This window comes from Streptomyces sp. NPDC001492, from assembly GCF_053597275.1.
In genome coordinates this window covers 140,811-155,864 of the sequence record NZ_JBSFHW010000001.1, presented here as the reverse complement: position 1 = coordinate 155,864, position 15,054 = coordinate 140,811, and the positions used below count along the sequence as shown (strand labels likewise).

Here is a 15,054-nt window from a genome sequence, read left to right as displayed (position 1 = left end):
TCGGACAGGCTCAACGGACCGTTCGGTCGGCGGAGGAACGACCCGGTGCGCAGCTGGGCCTCGGACGCCGTACTGCCCGCAGAAGCATCCAATGACGGCAGGGTTTTTGGGTCATACGATGACATGTGGGTCAGCCGAGGCCGTCGTACCACCGGCGGAGGGCGGCGCGGTGGAGGGTGCGGGAGGTGAAGGGGCGATCGAGCAGGGTTTCTGGCGGCAGGTCGTCGAGCAGCTGGGCAACGCCCTGATGGTGGTGGATCCGGCCGGACGGATCCTCGTCGCCAACCCGGCCGCCGAACGGCTGCTGGGCCGGACCGCCCGCGCTATGCGCGGGATGGACGCGCACGAGCTGCTGCACCGGGATGCGGACGGCAGCACCCTCCTGAGGGAGCTGTGCCCGCTGCTCCAGGCGCTGGCCGGGAAGGTCGCCGCGCGCGGGGAGGGCGACAGCTATCTGCGCGGTGACGGTCGCCTGGTCACGATCTCCTGGTCCGCTTCTCCCCTGGCGGACGACGGCTCCTTCACGGGCATGGCCGTGCTCTTCACCGACGTCACGGTCGACCACGGCGCGCGTCGGGAACGTGCGGCCTATACGAGTGCCCTGGAGGATCTCAACGAGCGGCTGACGCTGGTCGCGGAGATCACCGACATACTGGGCCAGACCCTGGAGACCGACGAGGCCCTCGCCCGGCTGGGCCGTCTGCTGGTTCCGCGCCTCGCCGACTGGGCGGCGGTGGACCTACGGGCCGGTTCCGGGCAGGTCCACCGGGTGACGGTGACCGGTCCCGCGGGCCGGGACGCCGGACTGGAGGGCGGGCGTGAGCACCTTCCCGAGGCCGCGGAGGGTGACCACTCGCTTCTTGTCCAGGTGCTGAACGGCAGTTCTCCCCTTCTGCAGCAGCAGGAGGAGGCGGAGGCCGCGGCCCCTTCCGGCTCCCCCCTGGCCGCCCTCCACAGCGATTTCCTGCGCACGGTGCACGCGACGTCGGTCATCACTGTGCCGCTGGGCTCAAGACGGCAGATCACCGGCGCGCTGACGCTGGTGCGCACCGATCCGGCGCACCCCTTCGACACCGCCGACCTGGACGTGGTGAGCGACATCGGCCGCCGGGTGGGCCTGGTCGTCGACAACGCCCGCCGGTACGGCCGCCAGCGCGCCGTCGCGGAGGCCATGCAGCGCAACCTGCTCGCCCCGCTGCCCCAGCCGGGCCGCCTGCGGCTGGCCGCCCGCTACCAGCCCGCTCCGGTCGGCTCCCAGGTCGGCGGCGACTGGTACGACGCGTTCGAGCTGAAGGACGGCGCGCTCGCGCTGGTCATCGGGGACGTCGTGGGACACGATCTGACCGCGGCGGCCGGGATGGCCCAACTGCACGGCATCCTGCGGTCCCTGGCCTGGGACCACACCGAACCGCCGGGCGCGATCGTCGACCGCCTCGACGACGCCATGCCCGCCATCACCACCGTCCCGATGGCCACCCTCGTCCTCGCGCGGGTCGAAGGCCACCCGGACACCGGCCCCTGGACACTGAGGTGGACCAGCGCCGGACATCCGCCGCCTCTGCTTCTGGCCCCCGGCGGACAGGCCCAGTACCTCGAAGCCGGACAGGGACTCGTCCTCGGCGCTCCCCCGGCCACGGGCGCGAGCAGGCCCGACGCCACCCTGCCCCTGCCGCCGGCCGCCACCCTCCTCCTCTACACCGACGGGCTGATCGAGATCCCCGGCAGCGACCTCGACACCGGCCTGGGCCGGCTGCGCCGCCACGCCCTCGCGCTCGCCACCGCACCGCTGGACACGCTGTGCGACGAACTGCTGGCCCGGATGCCGCCCGGCAGCACCGACGACGTGGCCCTCCTCGCCCTGCGTCTGCCTGATTCCTGATCGCGAAAAGACACGAGTGAACCGCTCCGCGGAGGTGTGCGCTCGGCCGGGCAGGGGACTTGGTGTACAAGGCGGGTTTCAGCAGCGTTCCCCTGGGGATTGGCCCCGCCCAGGCTTCTCCGGTTCAGCCAACGTGCTGGGGGAGCCGAACGGCCGGGGTGACGAGAGAGTGCGGAAAACCGGGCCCGGCCCCCGCCCCGCCGCGCGTGTGCGCGGCAGTACGCTGGGTGCACGGCCGCCCGTGACCCCGGCCCTCTCCGTGCAGCCCCGTTCCGCGCAACAGAGGCCCTGCGCAAGGCGAAAGCCACTCCACCGACAGAGGAGATGGGCGCGAATGAGCCCGTATCCCGATCTGTTCGACGAGTGCCATGTGGTCCGGGCCGGCGGTGAGCTGGACGTGACGACCGCGCCGGCCTTCGCGCACGACCTGGAGGCCGCCCGGTGCGACGGCGGGCCGCCCTTCCTCATCGTCGACCTGCGCGGCGTGACCTTCATGGACGGCAGCGTCCTGGATCCGCTGTGCGCGGCGTGGCACGACTGCCGCCGGCGGGGCGGATGGGTGCGCGTCGTCCACGTCCGGCCGGGCACGACCCTCCTGTTCCAGGCCTGCGGCCTGCTGGCCCGTTTCCCCCGGTACGCCAACCCAGGGGACGCCTGGCGGGGCATACCCGCCGGCCGCACGGCACCGGACCGGCCCACATGAGGTGCGACGACGGCCGCGCGGTGCCCCGCGGCACGGAGCCCCGCCCGTGGCAGAATCGGGCACCGTGATCAGCGACGGCATGGCCGAGGTGCTGCGCCGACTGCACCTGGACGCGCCCGGTGATCCGGCGGCGGCCTGGGCGCGGGTCCTCGGCGCCGAGGGCGTCGCGCTGACCCTGCTCGTCGGCGCCGAGCGGACGCCGGAGCCACTGTGGTGTCACCCCGAGCTGAGCGCGCGGTTCGAGGAGCTCCAGTTCACGCTGGGCGAGGGCCCGGCACCGGACGCGGTCCGCACCGGCTCGCCCGTCCTGGAGCCGGACCTGGACCGCGTTCGCCCCGAGCGCTGGCCCGCGCTGCTGTCCGCCGCGGAGGAGCTGGGGGTCCACGGTGTCTGTTGTTTCCCGCTCGGCATCGGCGCCATCCGGGTCGGCGTACTGACCGTGCTGTGCGACGGGGACCGGCGGATGGGCGAGCAGCAGTACGCGGACGCCGGCGCCCTGGCGGCGGCGCTGACCGGCGCGTTCCTGGGCGGGGACCTGCGCCGGGGCGGGGACGGTTCGCCGCTCGGAATTCCGGAGCCACCGTCGGTGCTGCACCGCCCGGCCGTGCACCAGGCCACGGGAATGATCAGCGTCCAGCTCGATGTGTCCATGCAGGAAGCGCTCCTGCGCCTGCGGGCCCACGCCTACGGCAGCGAACGCCCCCTCGGGGAGGTGGCCGAGGACGTGGTCGCCCGCAGGCTCCGTTTCCGCAACGACCCCACCGACGACTTCACCGACGATTTCGACGACGATGGAAGCGGGCCGAATTCGCCCGACGGAGGAAAGGGATGATCGGCATGGCCCGCGAACGACGTCTGGCCGAGATCTTCGTGGAGGTCGCCGACTCCCTCGTCGACGACTTCGACGTCATCGACCTGCTGCAACGGCTGTCCACACGCTGCGTCGAGCTGCTCGACGTGTCGGCCGCCGGCATCCTGCTCGCCGACGCGCACGGCGAACTGCAGATCATCGCCGCCTCGGACGAACACACCCGGCTGCTGGAGCTGTTCGCGCTCCAGCAGGACCAGGGCCCGTGCGTGGAGTGCTACCGCACCGGCAACGCCCGCACCAACATCGACCTGACGCGCCCGGAGACGACCGTGCCCTGGCCGCGCTTCGCGACCCGCGCCCGCGAGACCGGGTACGTGGCCACCCACGCCATACCGCTGCGCCTGCGCAGCAGGATCGTCGGCGCGCTCAACCTCTTCCAGACCACACCGCAACGCCTCGGCGACGACGACATCGCGCTCGCCCGCGCCCTCGCCGACGTGGCCACCATCGCGATCCTGCAGCAGCGCACACTGGAGCAGTCGCACGTCGAGAACAGCCAGCTGGAGACCGCGCTGAGCAGCCGCATCCTGATCGAACAGGTCAAGGGCGTGCTGGCGGAACGCTGGAACACCTCCGTCGACGACGCCTTCGCCGCGTTCCGGTCGTACGCCCGCGCCCGTCACCTGCGTCTGTCGGAGTTCGCCACGCAGATCATCTCGGGCGGCTTCGACACCGCGGACATCCCGCCACCGGCACCGGACCGTTCCGTGGACCGCGGCGGCTGACCTCTCTCACGTCCCGGTGTCGATGAGGATCTGTGCGGCCTGGGTGACGTTGTCGGCGCGTACCGCTTCGGCCATCGCGGCGCGTGCCGCCTCGGGCGTCGCGTGCGGCGGGACCACGAGGAGGGAGAAGTGGTCCTGATCGCCCCGGGTGACCAGGACGGTGTCGTCGCCGACCGGGAAGGAGTCGATGCGGACCACGCGGTCGCCGACGACCAGCCGCGTCGGCAGCGCGTCCCACGCGGTGGCGTCCAGGCCGACCCGTGTGACGGGACCCAGGAGCTCGGTCAACGCCGTGACCAGGGCGGGGAGTTCGGCCGCGATGTCACGGGAGCGCGGCCACCACGCCCCGTCGAGAACGCCCCGCCGGTCATCCGTCGTCTCCAGCCGCACGACGGCCGTACCGGGCTTCACGGCCCGGTGGACGGCGTCCGGCGGGAGCGGGGTCACCCGCGGGGAACCGGGTCCGGTACCCATGGCGAACCTCCCTCGATGTCGGCCACCGCGGCCGCCATGAGCGGTTCTGCGGCCTCTGCGGTCGTGTCCGGGGGCACGACCAGCAGGTCCCAGCGCCCCCGGCCGGGGGCGAGCAGGACGACGGTGGGCGGGGCGGACGCGGCCAGGGTCCTGTGCAGTCGTACGACCTGGTTGGACACGAACATCCGGCCGGCCGTCACGGGCCAGGCCGCCCCGTTGACGGTGACGCTGGCGACATGACCCCACTCCCGTGGCAACCCGGCGAGCAGGCGCGGGAGTTCGACGAGGAGGTCGTAGGAGCGCGGCCACCACGCCCCGTCGATGGCCCGGGGCAGGTCGCCGTGGGGTGCCAGGCGCAGGCGCAGGACAGGGTGGGAGGGAAGCGGGGGTTGCAGTGCGGTGGTCATGGGCCGGGCTCCTGTCGACTGGCCGTGCGCGAGTGGGTGGTTGACGTCAGGCGCGACGGGCCGCGACCCGCTCCGGCGTCGGCCAGCGCACGTCGTGCACCCAGCCGAGGCGTTCGAGGAGGCGGATGACGGCGGCGGACGGGTCGAGCTGACCGCGGTCGACGCCGTGCCGGGCGCTGGTGGGGTCGGCGTGGTGGAGGTTGTGCCAGCTCTCGCCGAAGGAGAGCAGGGCGAGCGGCCACAGGTTGGTGGCCCGGTCGTGGCGCCTGGTGCGGAAGGGACGCTCACCGATCAGGTGGCAGAGGGAGTTGACGCTCCAGGTGACGTGGTGGAGCAGGGCGATGCGGACCAGTCCCGCCCACAGCAGGGCGGTCACGCCGTACAGCCAGCTGCCGCCGATCGCCCAGCCCAGCCCGAACGGCAGCGCGAGCGTGAGGACACACAGCAGCGGGAAGGCGCGGGCGACGGCCCGGATGTCGCGGTCGGCCAGCAGGTCGGGGGCGTAACGCTCCGGAGGCGTACGGTCGTTGCGGAACAGCCAGCCGACATGGGCATGCAGCAGCCCGCGCAACTGGCCGCGCAGATGCGTGCCGTAGCGGTACGGCGAGTGCGGGTCGCCGGGCCGGTCGGTGAAGGCGTGGTGGCGGCGGTGGGTGGCGACCCAGCCGATGACGTCGCCCTGGAAGCTCATCGAACCGGCCACCGCGAGCGCGATGCGCACGGGACGGGCGGCACGGTAGCCGCCGTGGGTGAGTCCGCGGTGGAAGCCGACCGTGACGCCGAGGCCCGTGATCGTGTAGAGGACGGCGGCGAGCACGATGTCGGCCGGGTGGATCAGGCTGCCCCACAGCAGCCGGCCGGCCAGGCCGAGGGCCACGAACGGCAGGACGACGATCACCGCGGTCACGGCCACGTACAGCCGCTCCCCGCCGTCGCGCGCGGGCAACGGGCCGTCCGAGGGGAAGGGGGAGGTGCCGTCGTAGGTCTGCGGCGGCGGGACGGTGTCCGGCGGGGGTGCCGGGACAGACGTGACAGGCGTGGTGGGACTGAGTGACATGGGACGGGGCTCCTGCCCTCGATGAGGCCGCTCTGACGGAAGTGCGGCCGGGGTCACGGGCTGCCCATGGGGCGGGTGGTGTGCTGGAGACGACCTGTCGGATCGGCACGACACACCCTCGTTCTGCCCACCGTACTCCTCGTGCGGGGGAACGCCCGGACACCGCTGGTCAGCACCCTCCGGCAGGTACCTCCGGGCCGGCGGCGCCTTGACGCCCACCAACCGTCGCCGGACGGTGACCGGCAGCACGGCGCAGGGCCAGGAAGGGCAGGGCCGACCGGGTCTCCGGAAGCCTGCGGCAGGCCGTCCAGGAGGCGAACGGCGCCTTCGCACGGTGACACCCGTCCCCATGGAAGCGGTACACACGACGATGTACGACCGGACACGCGCCCAGCAGCCCGCGGACCGGCCCTCGGGCCCCGTCGGACGCCGTGCCACGGGCCCGGAGCCGCTGCTCCCCTCGGACGGACGGGAGGAGATCGTGCGCCGCCTCGGACATGCCGTCAACACCTTCGCGGACAGCCCGCGCGAGGCACTGGAGGAGGCAGCGGGCGCGTGCGACGAAGCCGCCGCCCAGCTGGTGAACGCCCTCGCGGAGCGGCGGCGGGCCCTGCGCGCGGACTGGGCGGCCCTGGACCCCGAGACACAGTCCACCCAACTACGGTTCGCGCTGCGGGAGTACCGGGAGATCACCGGACGGCTGCTGCGCGCCTAGGGGGCCACGGGACCGGCGGTGGGTGCGATGTACCGCCGCGCGCCGGGGCGTGCCCGGCACCGCGTCATCCGGCGGCCGCCGCCGGTCACCCGGCTCCGCAGGGGCTGCGAATCGGTCCTTGCCCGGGGTCATGGGGCGCGGGCAGCCTCAGGCCGCCAAACGGTATGCGTTCCCGCGGGATCCCACGGGCGGCCGAACACGGTAGCCCTACGTGCACTCGCCCCGGGTGAGAACCCTCCCATACACCCCGCTGTCCGGCGAGGCTCATCCTGTGCCCACCTGCCTTTCCGCCCGGCCCGGTGAGCGGCGCCTGGTGGCCCACGGAAACACCCCCGGACGGACGCGCCGAGGTACGCATCGTCGCCGCCTCCCCCGAGGTCGCCCGTCGCGTTGCGGAGGTTCTCCGCCATTGCTTCGCGGCCACCGAGCATCGCCGCTTCCCCGCGGGCGCCGGGGGAGGAACGCGGCGTGAGCTCGCCGTGGACACGACGCGGGCGGCGGAACCGGCGCGGTCCTGGTTGGAGACCAGCCGCTCCCCCGGGGAGGACCGCCGACGTAAGTGAGGCGACGTCCGTCCGGCCTCTTCGGGGGGAGCGTGAAGTCATCGGGAGCATTCCGTGCACGCGCCTTCCGACGGCCGCCGTCGGGCGTCCGATCCCCGACGACGGCCGCCCTGGGCTCCCCGCGCGGCCGATTCCCCCCGGTCTCGGTGCGCTTTCGGGAGCCGTGTGCCCCACATCGGACCGTGCCACGGCGAGCGGAAGATCACCGTGCCGGTCACGCGACGAGGGGAAGCAGGGCGAGGCGAGCAAAGGAGCCGACCGGGCGGGCAACGAGAGCCGACTGCTCTGTGGGAGCTGCGAATCGGTCCTTGCCCGGGTTCTCGGGGCACTGGCAGCCGAGGGGCTGCCGAACGTCGTGCGTTCCGAACGAAATCCTGTGCGCGGCGGAATCGTGCAAGCCTATGCGGACTCTCCCCGGGTGGGAACCCATGACGACCCTTGAGAATCCGTCGGTCGGCCCGCCTGTCGACGCACCGGGGCGGAGTAGCGTGGAGCGAACCGGGAGTTTCCCGTGCGCCGTCCCCCGTCGGCGTCGTTCTCGGCGCACCACGACACCGGCCCGTCGCCCGGCGGCCCGGAGACAGGGACCGCGACATGAACGCGCCCACCGGTCGACGCGCCTCGCCCGACCGCAAGCGCTCCTCCCGGAAGCGCCCCTCCTCACTTCGTCCCACCCGGCTCACCCTGCGCCCGCCGACCTTTCCGCCCGGCCCCGTGAGCGGCGCCTGGTGGCCCCGTTCCGACGACCTTCCCGCCGAACTGCCCGCTCTCATCGAGGCGTTCGACACATCGTGGGGGCGTGTGACGCGCATGGCCGCGCACCGCAGTGCCTGGCCGCAGGCGCCGTGCGAGCTGCCCGTCGCCGGTCACACGGTGCGGGCCACGTGGTACACGTCCGGGTTCGACCCGCACGCCATCCGGCTCTTCTCCTACGGCGTCGGACGCCGGGACCTGCTGATCGTCCCGCCCGGGACCGGGGCGGCCACGGCCGGGCGGCTGATGACGGCCGCGGCCGATCCCGCGCTTCACCTCACGGCGAGCGCGCTCCTGGAGGATGCGGGAGGAAGTCCTCCGGCAGAAGACACGTGACCACCGCGCTTGCACCGCCGCACCCGCCCCGACGAGACGATGAGTGACTCGCCTGCTTCCGGTTGGCGATCACCCCCGCGGGGCATCAGGAGGGGACAGGCCCGGCCGGGCAGGACATGCCGCGGCCCGGCGAGTGGCCACGGCCATGGCGGTCGGTGGCCCAGGAGGGGAAGTGATCCGCCATGCGTGCGCATCGGCGTACCCATCGGCGTTCCGTACGAGTCGAGTACCTCCTGCCCGACAAGGCCGAATCGGCGGGCAGGGCACGCAAGTTGACCTCGCAGTTCCTCGCCCGGCCCGAGCGCCGGGCGGCAGGGCTCGACGCCGAGCACATCGACGACGCGACCCTCATCGTCTCCGAACTGGTCACCAACGCCACGCGACACGGCGGCACCTGCCGCCTGCGCCTGCACGCGTCCGACACGCAGGTGACCGTCGAGGTCTACGACGACAGCCCCGGCCGGCCCCGCGTGCGACCGCTGACGACCTCGGGCGAGAGCGGGCGGGGCCTCGCCATGGTGCGATGCCTGGCACAGCGCCTCGACATCGATCCGGTCAGCGGGGGCGGCAACAGAGTGCGCGCGGTCCTGGCCCTGTGACGGCCCGGGCGTCGCTCCCAGGCCAGGCGTAGCCTGAACGTACCCCGAGTTTCCGGCGCTGCTTCGTCTTCAGGGCCCTGCGTGAGCGGAAACGCGCCTACCTGTGGCGGCTTTGTGTGAGACCGCCCTCACCGGATACCCGGGCGGCGTGAGGTACGGCAGTGTGCCTCACGAGTGGGCCGTCTGCCCCGGATGTCTTCATGAGTGCCCGGCAGGCGGTGCGCTCGTTCCGTGGACCCGTCCGCTGCTGCGGGTCGAGGTGGCCGGCGGAGTACGGTGGAGATACCGAGGGCATCACGCACTCCGGCCGTCCTGCCGGGTCGTCCTCGGCGAGAGACCAACCCCGGGTCGTCCGAGCGGCGGTGCGGAGACAGGTCGGCGTCATGGCCGCCGCGATCACAGCAACTCCGTACCTTCCCTTGGTCGTTGTGCTTCCCTGCCGAAGGGCGGGGTGATGGACGTGCAGCGCCTGGACATCCACCGGCGTGACCGGGGGGAGCGGGCCCTCGTCACCCTTGTCGGCGACATCTGGCCGGCCACGGCGCCCCTGCTGCGGGCCGCGCTGGAGCAGTGCCTGCGCGACGGCATGACCGCCATCGACGTGGATCTGACCACGGTCGGCTCGTGTGACGCCAAGGGGCTGGACGTCTTCCTGACGGCGTCACGGCATGCCGGCCGCGTACACGCCGATCTGCACCTGCACCATCCGTGCGCGCAGATCACCAAGCTCCTCGCCGCCACCGGTTCCGCGCCCCTGCTCCTACCGTCCCCGGCACATCCTGTGCCGCCGACCCTGCTCCGCGGTCTGCCGGACACGATCGCGGCGGTTCCGCCGGCGCCCGGGAGACTGCCCCCTGGTGACTGCGCCAGTGCGTCGGTCGTCGCGGACGCGATCCGACTGCGCAGACTTACCCGTCGGCAGGCGGAGGACATACGAGAGGACATCGCCGACCTGGCCGTGGCGTCTGTGGCGGGCTCCTCCGGAAAGGTGTACCGGGCACGGGGCGACCTCCTGCGGCGGCTTGCCGTCAGCGCCCGACGGCCTGGCTTCGCGCTGCTCCTCGCCGAGACGACGGTGCTGGTGGGATGCGTCTTCGGATTCCCGGTGAGCCCCGTGGGCCCGTCCGAGCGGGGCTTGCAGGAAAGCATCCAACGGCTCACCGGCTGTGCCCGGTTCCTGCTCCTCACCCAGGTCGTGGCGCACCGGCACCCACAGCACCGCGACATCGGACGCCGTCTGCAACAGCGTCTGCTGGCCGATGAGCGCACCGAGCTCGGAGTGGCCCTGCTGAGTCCGGCCGACCGGGCCGGGCAGGCCGCCTACGACTCGTGGGGGTGGCGGAACCTCGGGGAGATGGTCGGGCTGCCCGGTCGGAGCGCTCCTTGCGTGTTGACCCTGTTCCGGGGAAGCGGGCCGTCGCTTCCGGCGCCTCGGGCCGCCCGTCCGGGCCGGGCGTAGCCTTGGTGGCACCGAGAGCATGTCGGGCGCACGATCACGGCAGCGCCGTTCCCGGCGAGTGACGGAACGAGGGTGGCTGCGGGCCGCCCGGACGGGATCGCACGATGGACTCCCTCACACCGCCGGCCGGAGGCGTGCCTCCGCATGAGGCCCACACGTACACGATGCCGCTGGCGCGGCTGAGGCTCACGCCGGAGGCCAGCCACGGCCCGCTGGACGGAGCGTGGTGGCCGCGTTGCGACGCCCTGGAACTGGAGCTGCCCGCGCTGGTGGGCTCGCTCGACCCCGGCCGTGGCACGGTCACCCGCGTCACGGTGGGCGCCGCGGCCTGGCCCGACGCGCCACTGACCGTGTCGGCGCCCGACCATGTGATCGAGGTCGTCCTGAGCGACGCCACCGCCGAGGAGCATGCCATCACCCTGGACTGCGGCACCGTGGGGCGCTGGGAGCTGCTGGTCGTCCCGCCCGACGAGCCGGCCGGAACCGCCGAGCGCCTGCTGACCGCCGCCGCCGATCCGCGGAACCCGCTGTCGGCCCAGCGCACCCTGGCACGTGTCGAGGACGGCTTCGGCCGGGAGGGCGCCGGGGAACTGCACGCCCCATGATGAAGCGATGAGACGTGCAGCTCTTTCACCGGCCCGACCCCGCCGCCCGCGTCCATGTGGATCACGGCGGGTGAGCGGATGACGGCCGCACCGGGCACGGACCGCTCCGAGAGCTTCGGGGAAGCCCTTCTGGGGGCGGTTCTCGACCGGGCGCACGAGCTCCCGCCCCATCTCATCGGCCCGCTGGTCGCCGACGTGGTGGAGCGGCTGGGGGGCCGCCGTCCGCAGGTGCTGCTCCAGGACTACGGCCAATTGCTGCTCGTACCTCTGCACGGTGAGGGCCTCGTGGGCGGGGATGCACAGGACATCGATGCCTCCGCCGCGGGCCGGTGCTTTCTCGATGCCCGGCCCGTCGAGGTGCCCGAGGACGACGGTGTACGGATCCACCTGCCGCTGCTGGACGGCGGAGACCAGGTGGGCATCATGTCCGTGACGCTGGACCGGGTCGATGACGACGACCGAAGGCTGCTGGCCAGGCTCTCCGGCCTGGTCGCCGACCTGCTGGTGACCAAGCACGGCTACTCCGACCTGTTCTTCTCCACCCGCCGTGGAGAACCGATGAGCGTCGCCGCCGAGATCCAGTGGTCCCTGCTGCCGCCTCTGGCCATGATCATGCCGCGGGTCGCCGTGGCCGGAATCCTGGAGCCCGCCTACGACGTGGCGGGAGACAGCTTCGACTACGCCCTCAACGGCGATATCCTCCACGTGGCCATGATCGACGCGATGGGGCACGGCCTGGGTGCGGCCACCATGGCCACCGTGGCCATCGGCGCCTACCGTCACGCCCGCCGCCTCGGCACCGGCCTGTCGGAGATCTACGCCGCCATGGACGCAGCCGTGGCACACCAGTTCGGCCCGGACCACTTCGTCACCGCCCAGATGCTGCGGCTGGACACGACGACGGGGCGAGTGCACCTGGTCAATGCGGGCCACCCGCCACCGATCCTCGTACGCGATCACCGCGTCGTGCGTCGGCTGCTCGCCCCCACGACCCTTCCGGTCGGCCTGGGCGGGCCTGCGCCGGAGGTGACCGAGCTGGGATTGGAGCGCGGAGACCGCGTCCTCTGCTTCACCGACGGGCTGATCGAGGAACACACGGCTGGTGAAGAACAGTTCGGGGAGGACCAGCTGATCGACTGGGTGAACCGGCTGGCGAGAACGGGCCGCGGGGTGCGGGCGGTGGCGCGCTCCCTGTCGCACACCCTCAAGCGGGCGCGGGGCGGACACACGACGGACGACGCGACGCTGCTCCTGGTGGAGTGGCGCGGCTGACCGCACCAGCGGCCACGAGGAAGGTCAGCCGGACGGCCTCTCACCGCTTCCCGTGTCGATGAGGATCTGCCCCGCCTCGCTGACGTTGCCGGCCAGGGCAGCCTGTGCCATCGCAGCGCGGGCGGCCTCGGGAGGCGTGTCCGGTGGGACCACCAGCAGCGAGAAGAGGTCACCCTCGCTCCGGGTGATCAGGACCGTGTCGTCACTCACCGGGAAGGAGTCCACGTGTACCACGTGGTCACCGACGACGATCCGTGTCCTGAGCCCCTCCCAGGCCGTGGCATCCAGCCCGACGCGGGTCACAGGCCCCAGGTGCTCGGTGAGGGCGCTCAGCAGCGCGGGCAGCTCGGCACCGATGTCACGCGACCGTGGCCACCACGCCCCGTCGAGGATGCCTTCGCGCGATGCCGACGTCTCCAGCCGGAGCAGTGCACTCCCTGGCCGCACGGCATGGTGCACACCACTCGGCAGCTCCCCGGAACCAGGGGATGCGTCGGAGTCGGCCATCGTGGACCACCCGTTCGGGATCCGATGCAAGCAGAATTCACCTCGCCCTGACCACGCTACTCCAGGTACGGCGTGCGACCCGCGGCGTGTGCGCTCAGGCGGCCGACCGGCCGATTGCCGGACGGCCCCGGGGGACCGGCTTTGCCGAAGCCCCCAACGGGTCGCCGCAAGCGCCCTCCACGACTGTCTCCGCGGGGGCTCTCAGGTGTCACTCGACGGTTGGACGTAGCGGGAGTACGCCGAAGAACGGCGCTCGGAACCATTGCCTGGACTTGGCTGGGCCGGGCAGTCGGCTGTCGGCGACGTAGGCCATCGACTTCGCCGATATGAATGCGGCGAAGGCTTTGATGCGGAGGCGGTAATACGCTGGGCTGCGTACCGTGAGTTGCCCGGGCCGTGGATCCGGTCGTGAGGGGCGGCTCGGACGGTGGACAGGAAACGAGGCGAGATTCGGAGCGTTCCGTCAGCGGGCATGACACGGCTGCCATCAGCCGAACCCTTCAAACGGTGGCCTCTTCGGGTGTGTCTGTACCCCGGCATCTGCTCGCCGTGCGTCCCGGGAGGCGACGGAACGGATCTTTGTGATGTCTGCCGTGCCCCACGATGTTCTGCTGGCCCGGGCCGTGCTCGATCTGGGCTCGCGCACGGACGGTTTCGATGTCCTGGAAATGCTGCACGATCTGACGGCGTATGCGGTGAGGTTCGCGGGCGTGTACGCGGCCGGTGTCACCGTCCTCGACGGGACCGGCCGGGTCGACTACCTGACCGCTTCCGACGAGGCGTGCGGGCGTCTGGAGGAGGCTCAGCTCGACCTGGGTGAGGGCCCCTGCGTGGACAGCGCGCGCACCGGAAGCATGCTCGAACCGGTCTCGCTGCACCCGGGCGGCCCCGGATCGCAGCGCTGGCCCGGCTTCACCCCACGGGCGGCGGCCGCGGGTTTCACCAGTGTCGCCGCCGTACCGCTGCGCGTCGCCCAGCACACACCGGGTGCCCTGAACCTGCTGCATGGCGGGCCCCACCCGATCACACCTGACGGTCTGCAGCGGGCGCAGGTGCTGGCCGATGCCGCCGGGGCCTGTCTGCACCACCGCCACAGCCTGATCTCCAGGGACGAGACCATCGCCCAGCTCGAGACCGCCCTGCAGTCGCGCATCGTGATCGAGCAGGCGAAGGGCGTGCTGGCCGCCCGGCTCGGGATCGACGTCCACGACGCCTTCGGGCGGCTGCGCGGGCACGCCCGCTGCCGACGGCAGAAACTCACCGACCTGGCCCACCAGGTCGTGCGGGGGGACATCCCCGCCGAACTCACTATCATCCAGTGACGTGCCTCGCGACACGGAGGACACTGGATCCCGGAATGTCCCGCGACCCGACGACGCCCTGACCGATCTACTGGCCCGTGCGCACGCCGCGGTCCGCGCCGGAGAGGGACCGTCGCGAGCACTGCCGTCTGGCAGCGCTCGCCTGTTCGGGCTGCACGCCTTCACCCTGAACGCCGTCACCCGGGACGGCCGGCCCGAACTGCTGTGGGCAGACCCGCCGCAGGGCCTGGGTATCGATCTCGACACCCTGCAGTACACCCTCGGCGACGGCCCCACCCTCCAGGCCGCCCGAGAGGGCCGGACGGTGACCGAACCGGATCTGCACGCTGCACACCCGGCCCGCTGGCCGCTGTTCCTGCCGGCCGCCGCCCGCACCCCGGCCCGCACGATCGTGGCGCTGCCCCTGCAGATCGGGGCCACCACCGCAGGGGTCCTCACCGGCTACCGCACCACCCCCGGCCCGCTCACCCCGGCCTGCCTCGACGCCCTGCACGGTCTGGCACAGATCCTGCTGCTTGTACTGGTCACCCAATTCGGCGATCCGACCGGCGACACCGCACCGGGCGCCGACCTGCGGCTCTACCGTGCCGAAGTCCACCAGGCCACGGGCTACCTCGCCGCCGCACTCGACATCCCGATCGACCAGGCCCTGCTGCGGCTGCGCGCACACGCCGCCGCCCACGGCCAGTTGCTGCCCGACCTGGCCCGTTCCTTCCTCACCCACCGTCTGTCCCCCGACGCTCTGCACCGGTGAGGAGCTGCCGAGGTCGTGTCCATCCTCCTCCGCCGGGCCACCCCTTCCCAACG

General features: G+C 72.4%; 17 protein-coding genes. 13 read left to right on the top strand and 4 right to left on the bottom strand.

The window, feature by feature from the left end:
• The first annotated feature begins 118 nt into the window (after positions 1-118).
• The 4 genes from ACWC1K_RS00835 (at position 119) to ACWC1K_RS00820 (ending at position 4,178) form a co-directional block, all read left to right on the top strand.
• Positions 119-1,879: a SpoIIE family protein phosphatase gene (locus ACWC1K_RS00835; RefSeq protein ID WP_450827608.1), complete on the top strand. Its 1,761-nt coding sequence runs from the start codon at positions 119-121 to the stop codon at positions 1,877-1,879.
• A 334-nt stretch (positions 1,880-2,213) separates the two neighbouring features.
• On the top strand, positions 2,214-2,582 hold the full coding sequence (locus ACWC1K_RS00830; RefSeq protein WP_450827606.1) for an STAS domain-containing protein: 369 nt from the start codon (positions 2,214-2,216) through the stop codon (positions 2,580-2,582).
• Between the two features lie 46 nt (positions 2,583-2,628).
• A complete protein-coding gene (locus ACWC1K_RS00825; protein ID WP_389072323.1) occupies positions 2,629-3,414 on the top strand; it encodes a GAF and ANTAR domain-containing protein in 786 nt (261 codons plus the stop codon).
• Positions 3,411-4,178: a GAF domain-containing protein gene (locus ACWC1K_RS00820; RefSeq protein WP_450827603.1), complete on the top strand. Its 768-nt coding sequence runs from the start codon at positions 3,411-3,413 to the stop codon at positions 4,176-4,178. The genes ACWC1K_RS00825 and ACWC1K_RS00820 overlap by 4 nt, the downstream gene beginning before the upstream one ends.
• 6 nt (positions 4,179-4,184) lie before the next feature.
• On the opposite strand, the gene ACWC1K_RS00815 is transcribed toward ACWC1K_RS00820, so the two are convergent.
• Genes ACWC1K_RS00815 through ACWC1K_RS00805 form a run of 3 tightly spaced genes read right to left on the bottom strand, consistent with a single transcriptional unit; the run spans position 4,185 to position 6,116 of the window.
• A complete protein-coding gene (locus ACWC1K_RS00815; protein ID WP_389072327.1) occupies positions 4,185-4,652 on the bottom strand; it encodes a DUF5994 family protein in 468 nt (155 codons plus the stop codon).
• The gene (locus ACWC1K_RS00810) at positions 4,622-5,059 is read right to left on the bottom strand and encodes a DUF5994 family protein (protein ID WP_450827601.1); all 438 of its coding nucleotides are present in this window, start codon (positions 5,057-5,059) and stop codon (positions 4,622-4,624) included. The genes ACWC1K_RS00815 and ACWC1K_RS00810 overlap by 31 nt, the downstream gene beginning before the upstream one ends.
• 46 nt (positions 5,060-5,105) lie before the next feature.
• A complete protein-coding gene (locus ACWC1K_RS00805) occupies positions 5,106-6,116 on the bottom strand; it encodes an acyl-CoA desaturase (protein ID WP_450827599.1) in 1,011 nt (336 codons plus the stop codon).
• Positions 6,117-6,486: 370 nt separating this feature from the next.
• On the opposite strand from ACWC1K_RS00805, the gene ACWC1K_RS00800 reads away from it, so the two are divergent.
• The 7 genes from ACWC1K_RS00800 to ACWC1K_RS00770 all read left to right on the top strand — a co-directional run bounded on the left by ACWC1K_RS00800 (position 6,487) and on the right by ACWC1K_RS00770 (position 12,418).
• Positions 6,487-6,831, top strand: coding sequence for a hypothetical protein (locus ACWC1K_RS00800; protein ID WP_450828070.1), 345 nt, complete (start codon positions 6,487-6,489; stop codon positions 6,829-6,831).
• A gap of 299 nt (positions 6,832-7,130) precedes the next feature.
• Positions 7,131-7,394 carry a hypothetical protein gene (locus ACWC1K_RS00795; RefSeq protein ID WP_351472818.1) on the top strand — a complete coding sequence of 88 codons (264 nt, stop codon included), beginning with the start codon at positions 7,131-7,133 and terminating at the stop codon, positions 7,392-7,394.
• A gap of 594 nt (positions 7,395-7,988) precedes the next feature.
• Entirely contained in the window at positions 7,989-8,483 is a 495-nt protein-coding gene (locus tag ACWC1K_RS00790) for a DUF5994 family protein (protein WP_450701047.1), read from the top strand.
• 182 nt (positions 8,484-8,665) lie between these two features.
• Entirely contained in the window at positions 8,666-9,082 is a 417-nt protein-coding gene (locus ACWC1K_RS00785; RefSeq protein WP_450827597.1) for an ATP-binding protein, read from the top strand.
• A 454-nt stretch (positions 9,083-9,536) separates the two neighbouring features.
• The gene (locus tag ACWC1K_RS00780; protein WP_450827595.1) at positions 9,537-10,541 is read left to right on the top strand and encodes an STAS domain-containing protein; all 1,005 of its coding nucleotides are present in this window, start codon (positions 9,537-9,539) and stop codon (positions 10,539-10,541) included.
• A gap of 104 nt (positions 10,542-10,645) precedes the next feature.
• Positions 10,646-11,146, top strand: coding sequence for a DUF5994 family protein (locus ACWC1K_RS00775; protein WP_450827593.1), 501 nt, complete (start codon positions 10,646-10,648; stop codon positions 11,144-11,146).
• 78 nt (positions 11,147-11,224) lie between these two features.
• Positions 11,225-12,418, top strand: a complete 1,194-nt coding sequence (locus ACWC1K_RS00770; protein WP_450827592.1) for a PP2C family protein-serine/threonine phosphatase — start codon at positions 11,225-11,227, stop codon at positions 12,416-12,418.
• 24 nt (positions 12,419-12,442) lie between these two features.
• Here the strand turns inward: ACWC1K_RS00770 and ACWC1K_RS00765 are convergent, their stop codons facing one another.
• On the bottom strand, positions 12,443-12,925 hold the full coding sequence (locus ACWC1K_RS00765; protein ID WP_450827590.1) for a DUF5994 family protein: 483 nt from the start codon (positions 12,923-12,925) through the stop codon (positions 12,443-12,445).
• 584 nt (positions 12,926-13,509) lie between these two features.
• Between ACWC1K_RS00765 and ACWC1K_RS00760 the strand changes: the two genes are divergently transcribed.
• Both ACWC1K_RS00760 and ACWC1K_RS00755 read left to right on the top strand, forming a co-directional pair.
• Positions 13,510-14,247, top strand: a complete 738-nt coding sequence (locus ACWC1K_RS00760; protein ID WP_450827588.1) for an ANTAR domain-containing protein — start codon at positions 13,510-13,512, stop codon at positions 14,245-14,247.
• A gap of 1 nt (position 14,248) precedes the next feature.
• Positions 14,249-15,001, top strand: a complete 753-nt coding sequence (locus ACWC1K_RS00755) for a GAF and ANTAR domain-containing protein (RefSeq protein WP_450701054.1) — start codon at positions 14,249-14,251, stop codon at positions 14,999-15,001.
• Positions 15,002-15,054 lie beyond the last annotated feature (53 nt).

Excerpts from the sequence above, each read along its gene's own strand:
- ACWC1K_RS00835 (WP_450827608.1), top strand. The coding sequence starts at position 119 with ATGACATGTGGGTCAGCCGAGGCCGTCGTACCACCGGCGGAGGGCGGC.
- ACWC1K_RS00830 (WP_450827606.1), top strand. The coding sequence starts at position 2,214 with ATGAGCCCGTATCCCGATCTGTTCGACGAGTGCCATGTGGTCCGGGCC.
- ACWC1K_RS00820 (WP_450827603.1), top strand. The coding sequence starts at position 3,411 with ATGATCGGCATGGCCCGCGAACGACGTCTGGCCGAGATCTTCGTGGAG.
- ACWC1K_RS00815 (WP_389072327.1), bottom strand. The coding sequence starts at position 4,652 with ATGGGTACCGGACCCGGTTCCCCGCGGGTGACCCCGCTCCCGCCGGAC.
- ACWC1K_RS00810 (WP_450827601.1), bottom strand. The coding sequence starts at position 5,059 with ATGACCACCGCACTGCAACCCCCGCTTCCCTCCCACCCTGTCCTGCGC.
- ACWC1K_RS00805 (WP_450827599.1), bottom strand. The coding sequence starts at position 6,116 with ATGTCACTCAGTCCCACCACGCCTGTCACGTCTGTCCCGGCACCCCCG.
- ACWC1K_RS00800 (WP_450828070.1), top strand. The coding sequence starts at position 6,487 with ATGTACGACCGGACACGCGCCCAGCAGCCCGCGGACCGGCCCTCGGGC.
- ACWC1K_RS00790 (WP_450701047.1), top strand. The coding sequence starts at position 7,989 with ATGAACGCGCCCACCGGTCGACGCGCCTCGCCCGACCGCAAGCGCTCC.
- ACWC1K_RS00785 (WP_450827597.1), top strand. The coding sequence starts at position 8,666 with ATGCGTGCGCATCGGCGTACCCATCGGCGTTCCGTACGAGTCGAGTAC.
- ACWC1K_RS00780 (WP_450827595.1), top strand. The coding sequence starts at position 9,537 with ATGGACGTGCAGCGCCTGGACATCCACCGGCGTGACCGGGGGGAGCGG.
- ACWC1K_RS00775 (WP_450827593.1), top strand. The coding sequence starts at position 10,646 with ATGGACTCCCTCACACCGCCGGCCGGAGGCGTGCCTCCGCATGAGGCC.
- ACWC1K_RS00770 (WP_450827592.1), top strand. The coding sequence starts at position 11,225 with ATGACGGCCGCACCGGGCACGGACCGCTCCGAGAGCTTCGGGGAAGCC.
- ACWC1K_RS00765 (WP_450827590.1), bottom strand. The coding sequence starts at position 12,925 with ATGGCCGACTCCGACGCATCCCCTGGTTCCGGGGAGCTGCCGAGTGGT.
- ACWC1K_RS00760 (WP_450827588.1), top strand. The coding sequence starts at position 13,510 with ATGTCTGCCGTGCCCCACGATGTTCTGCTGGCCCGGGCCGTGCTCGAT.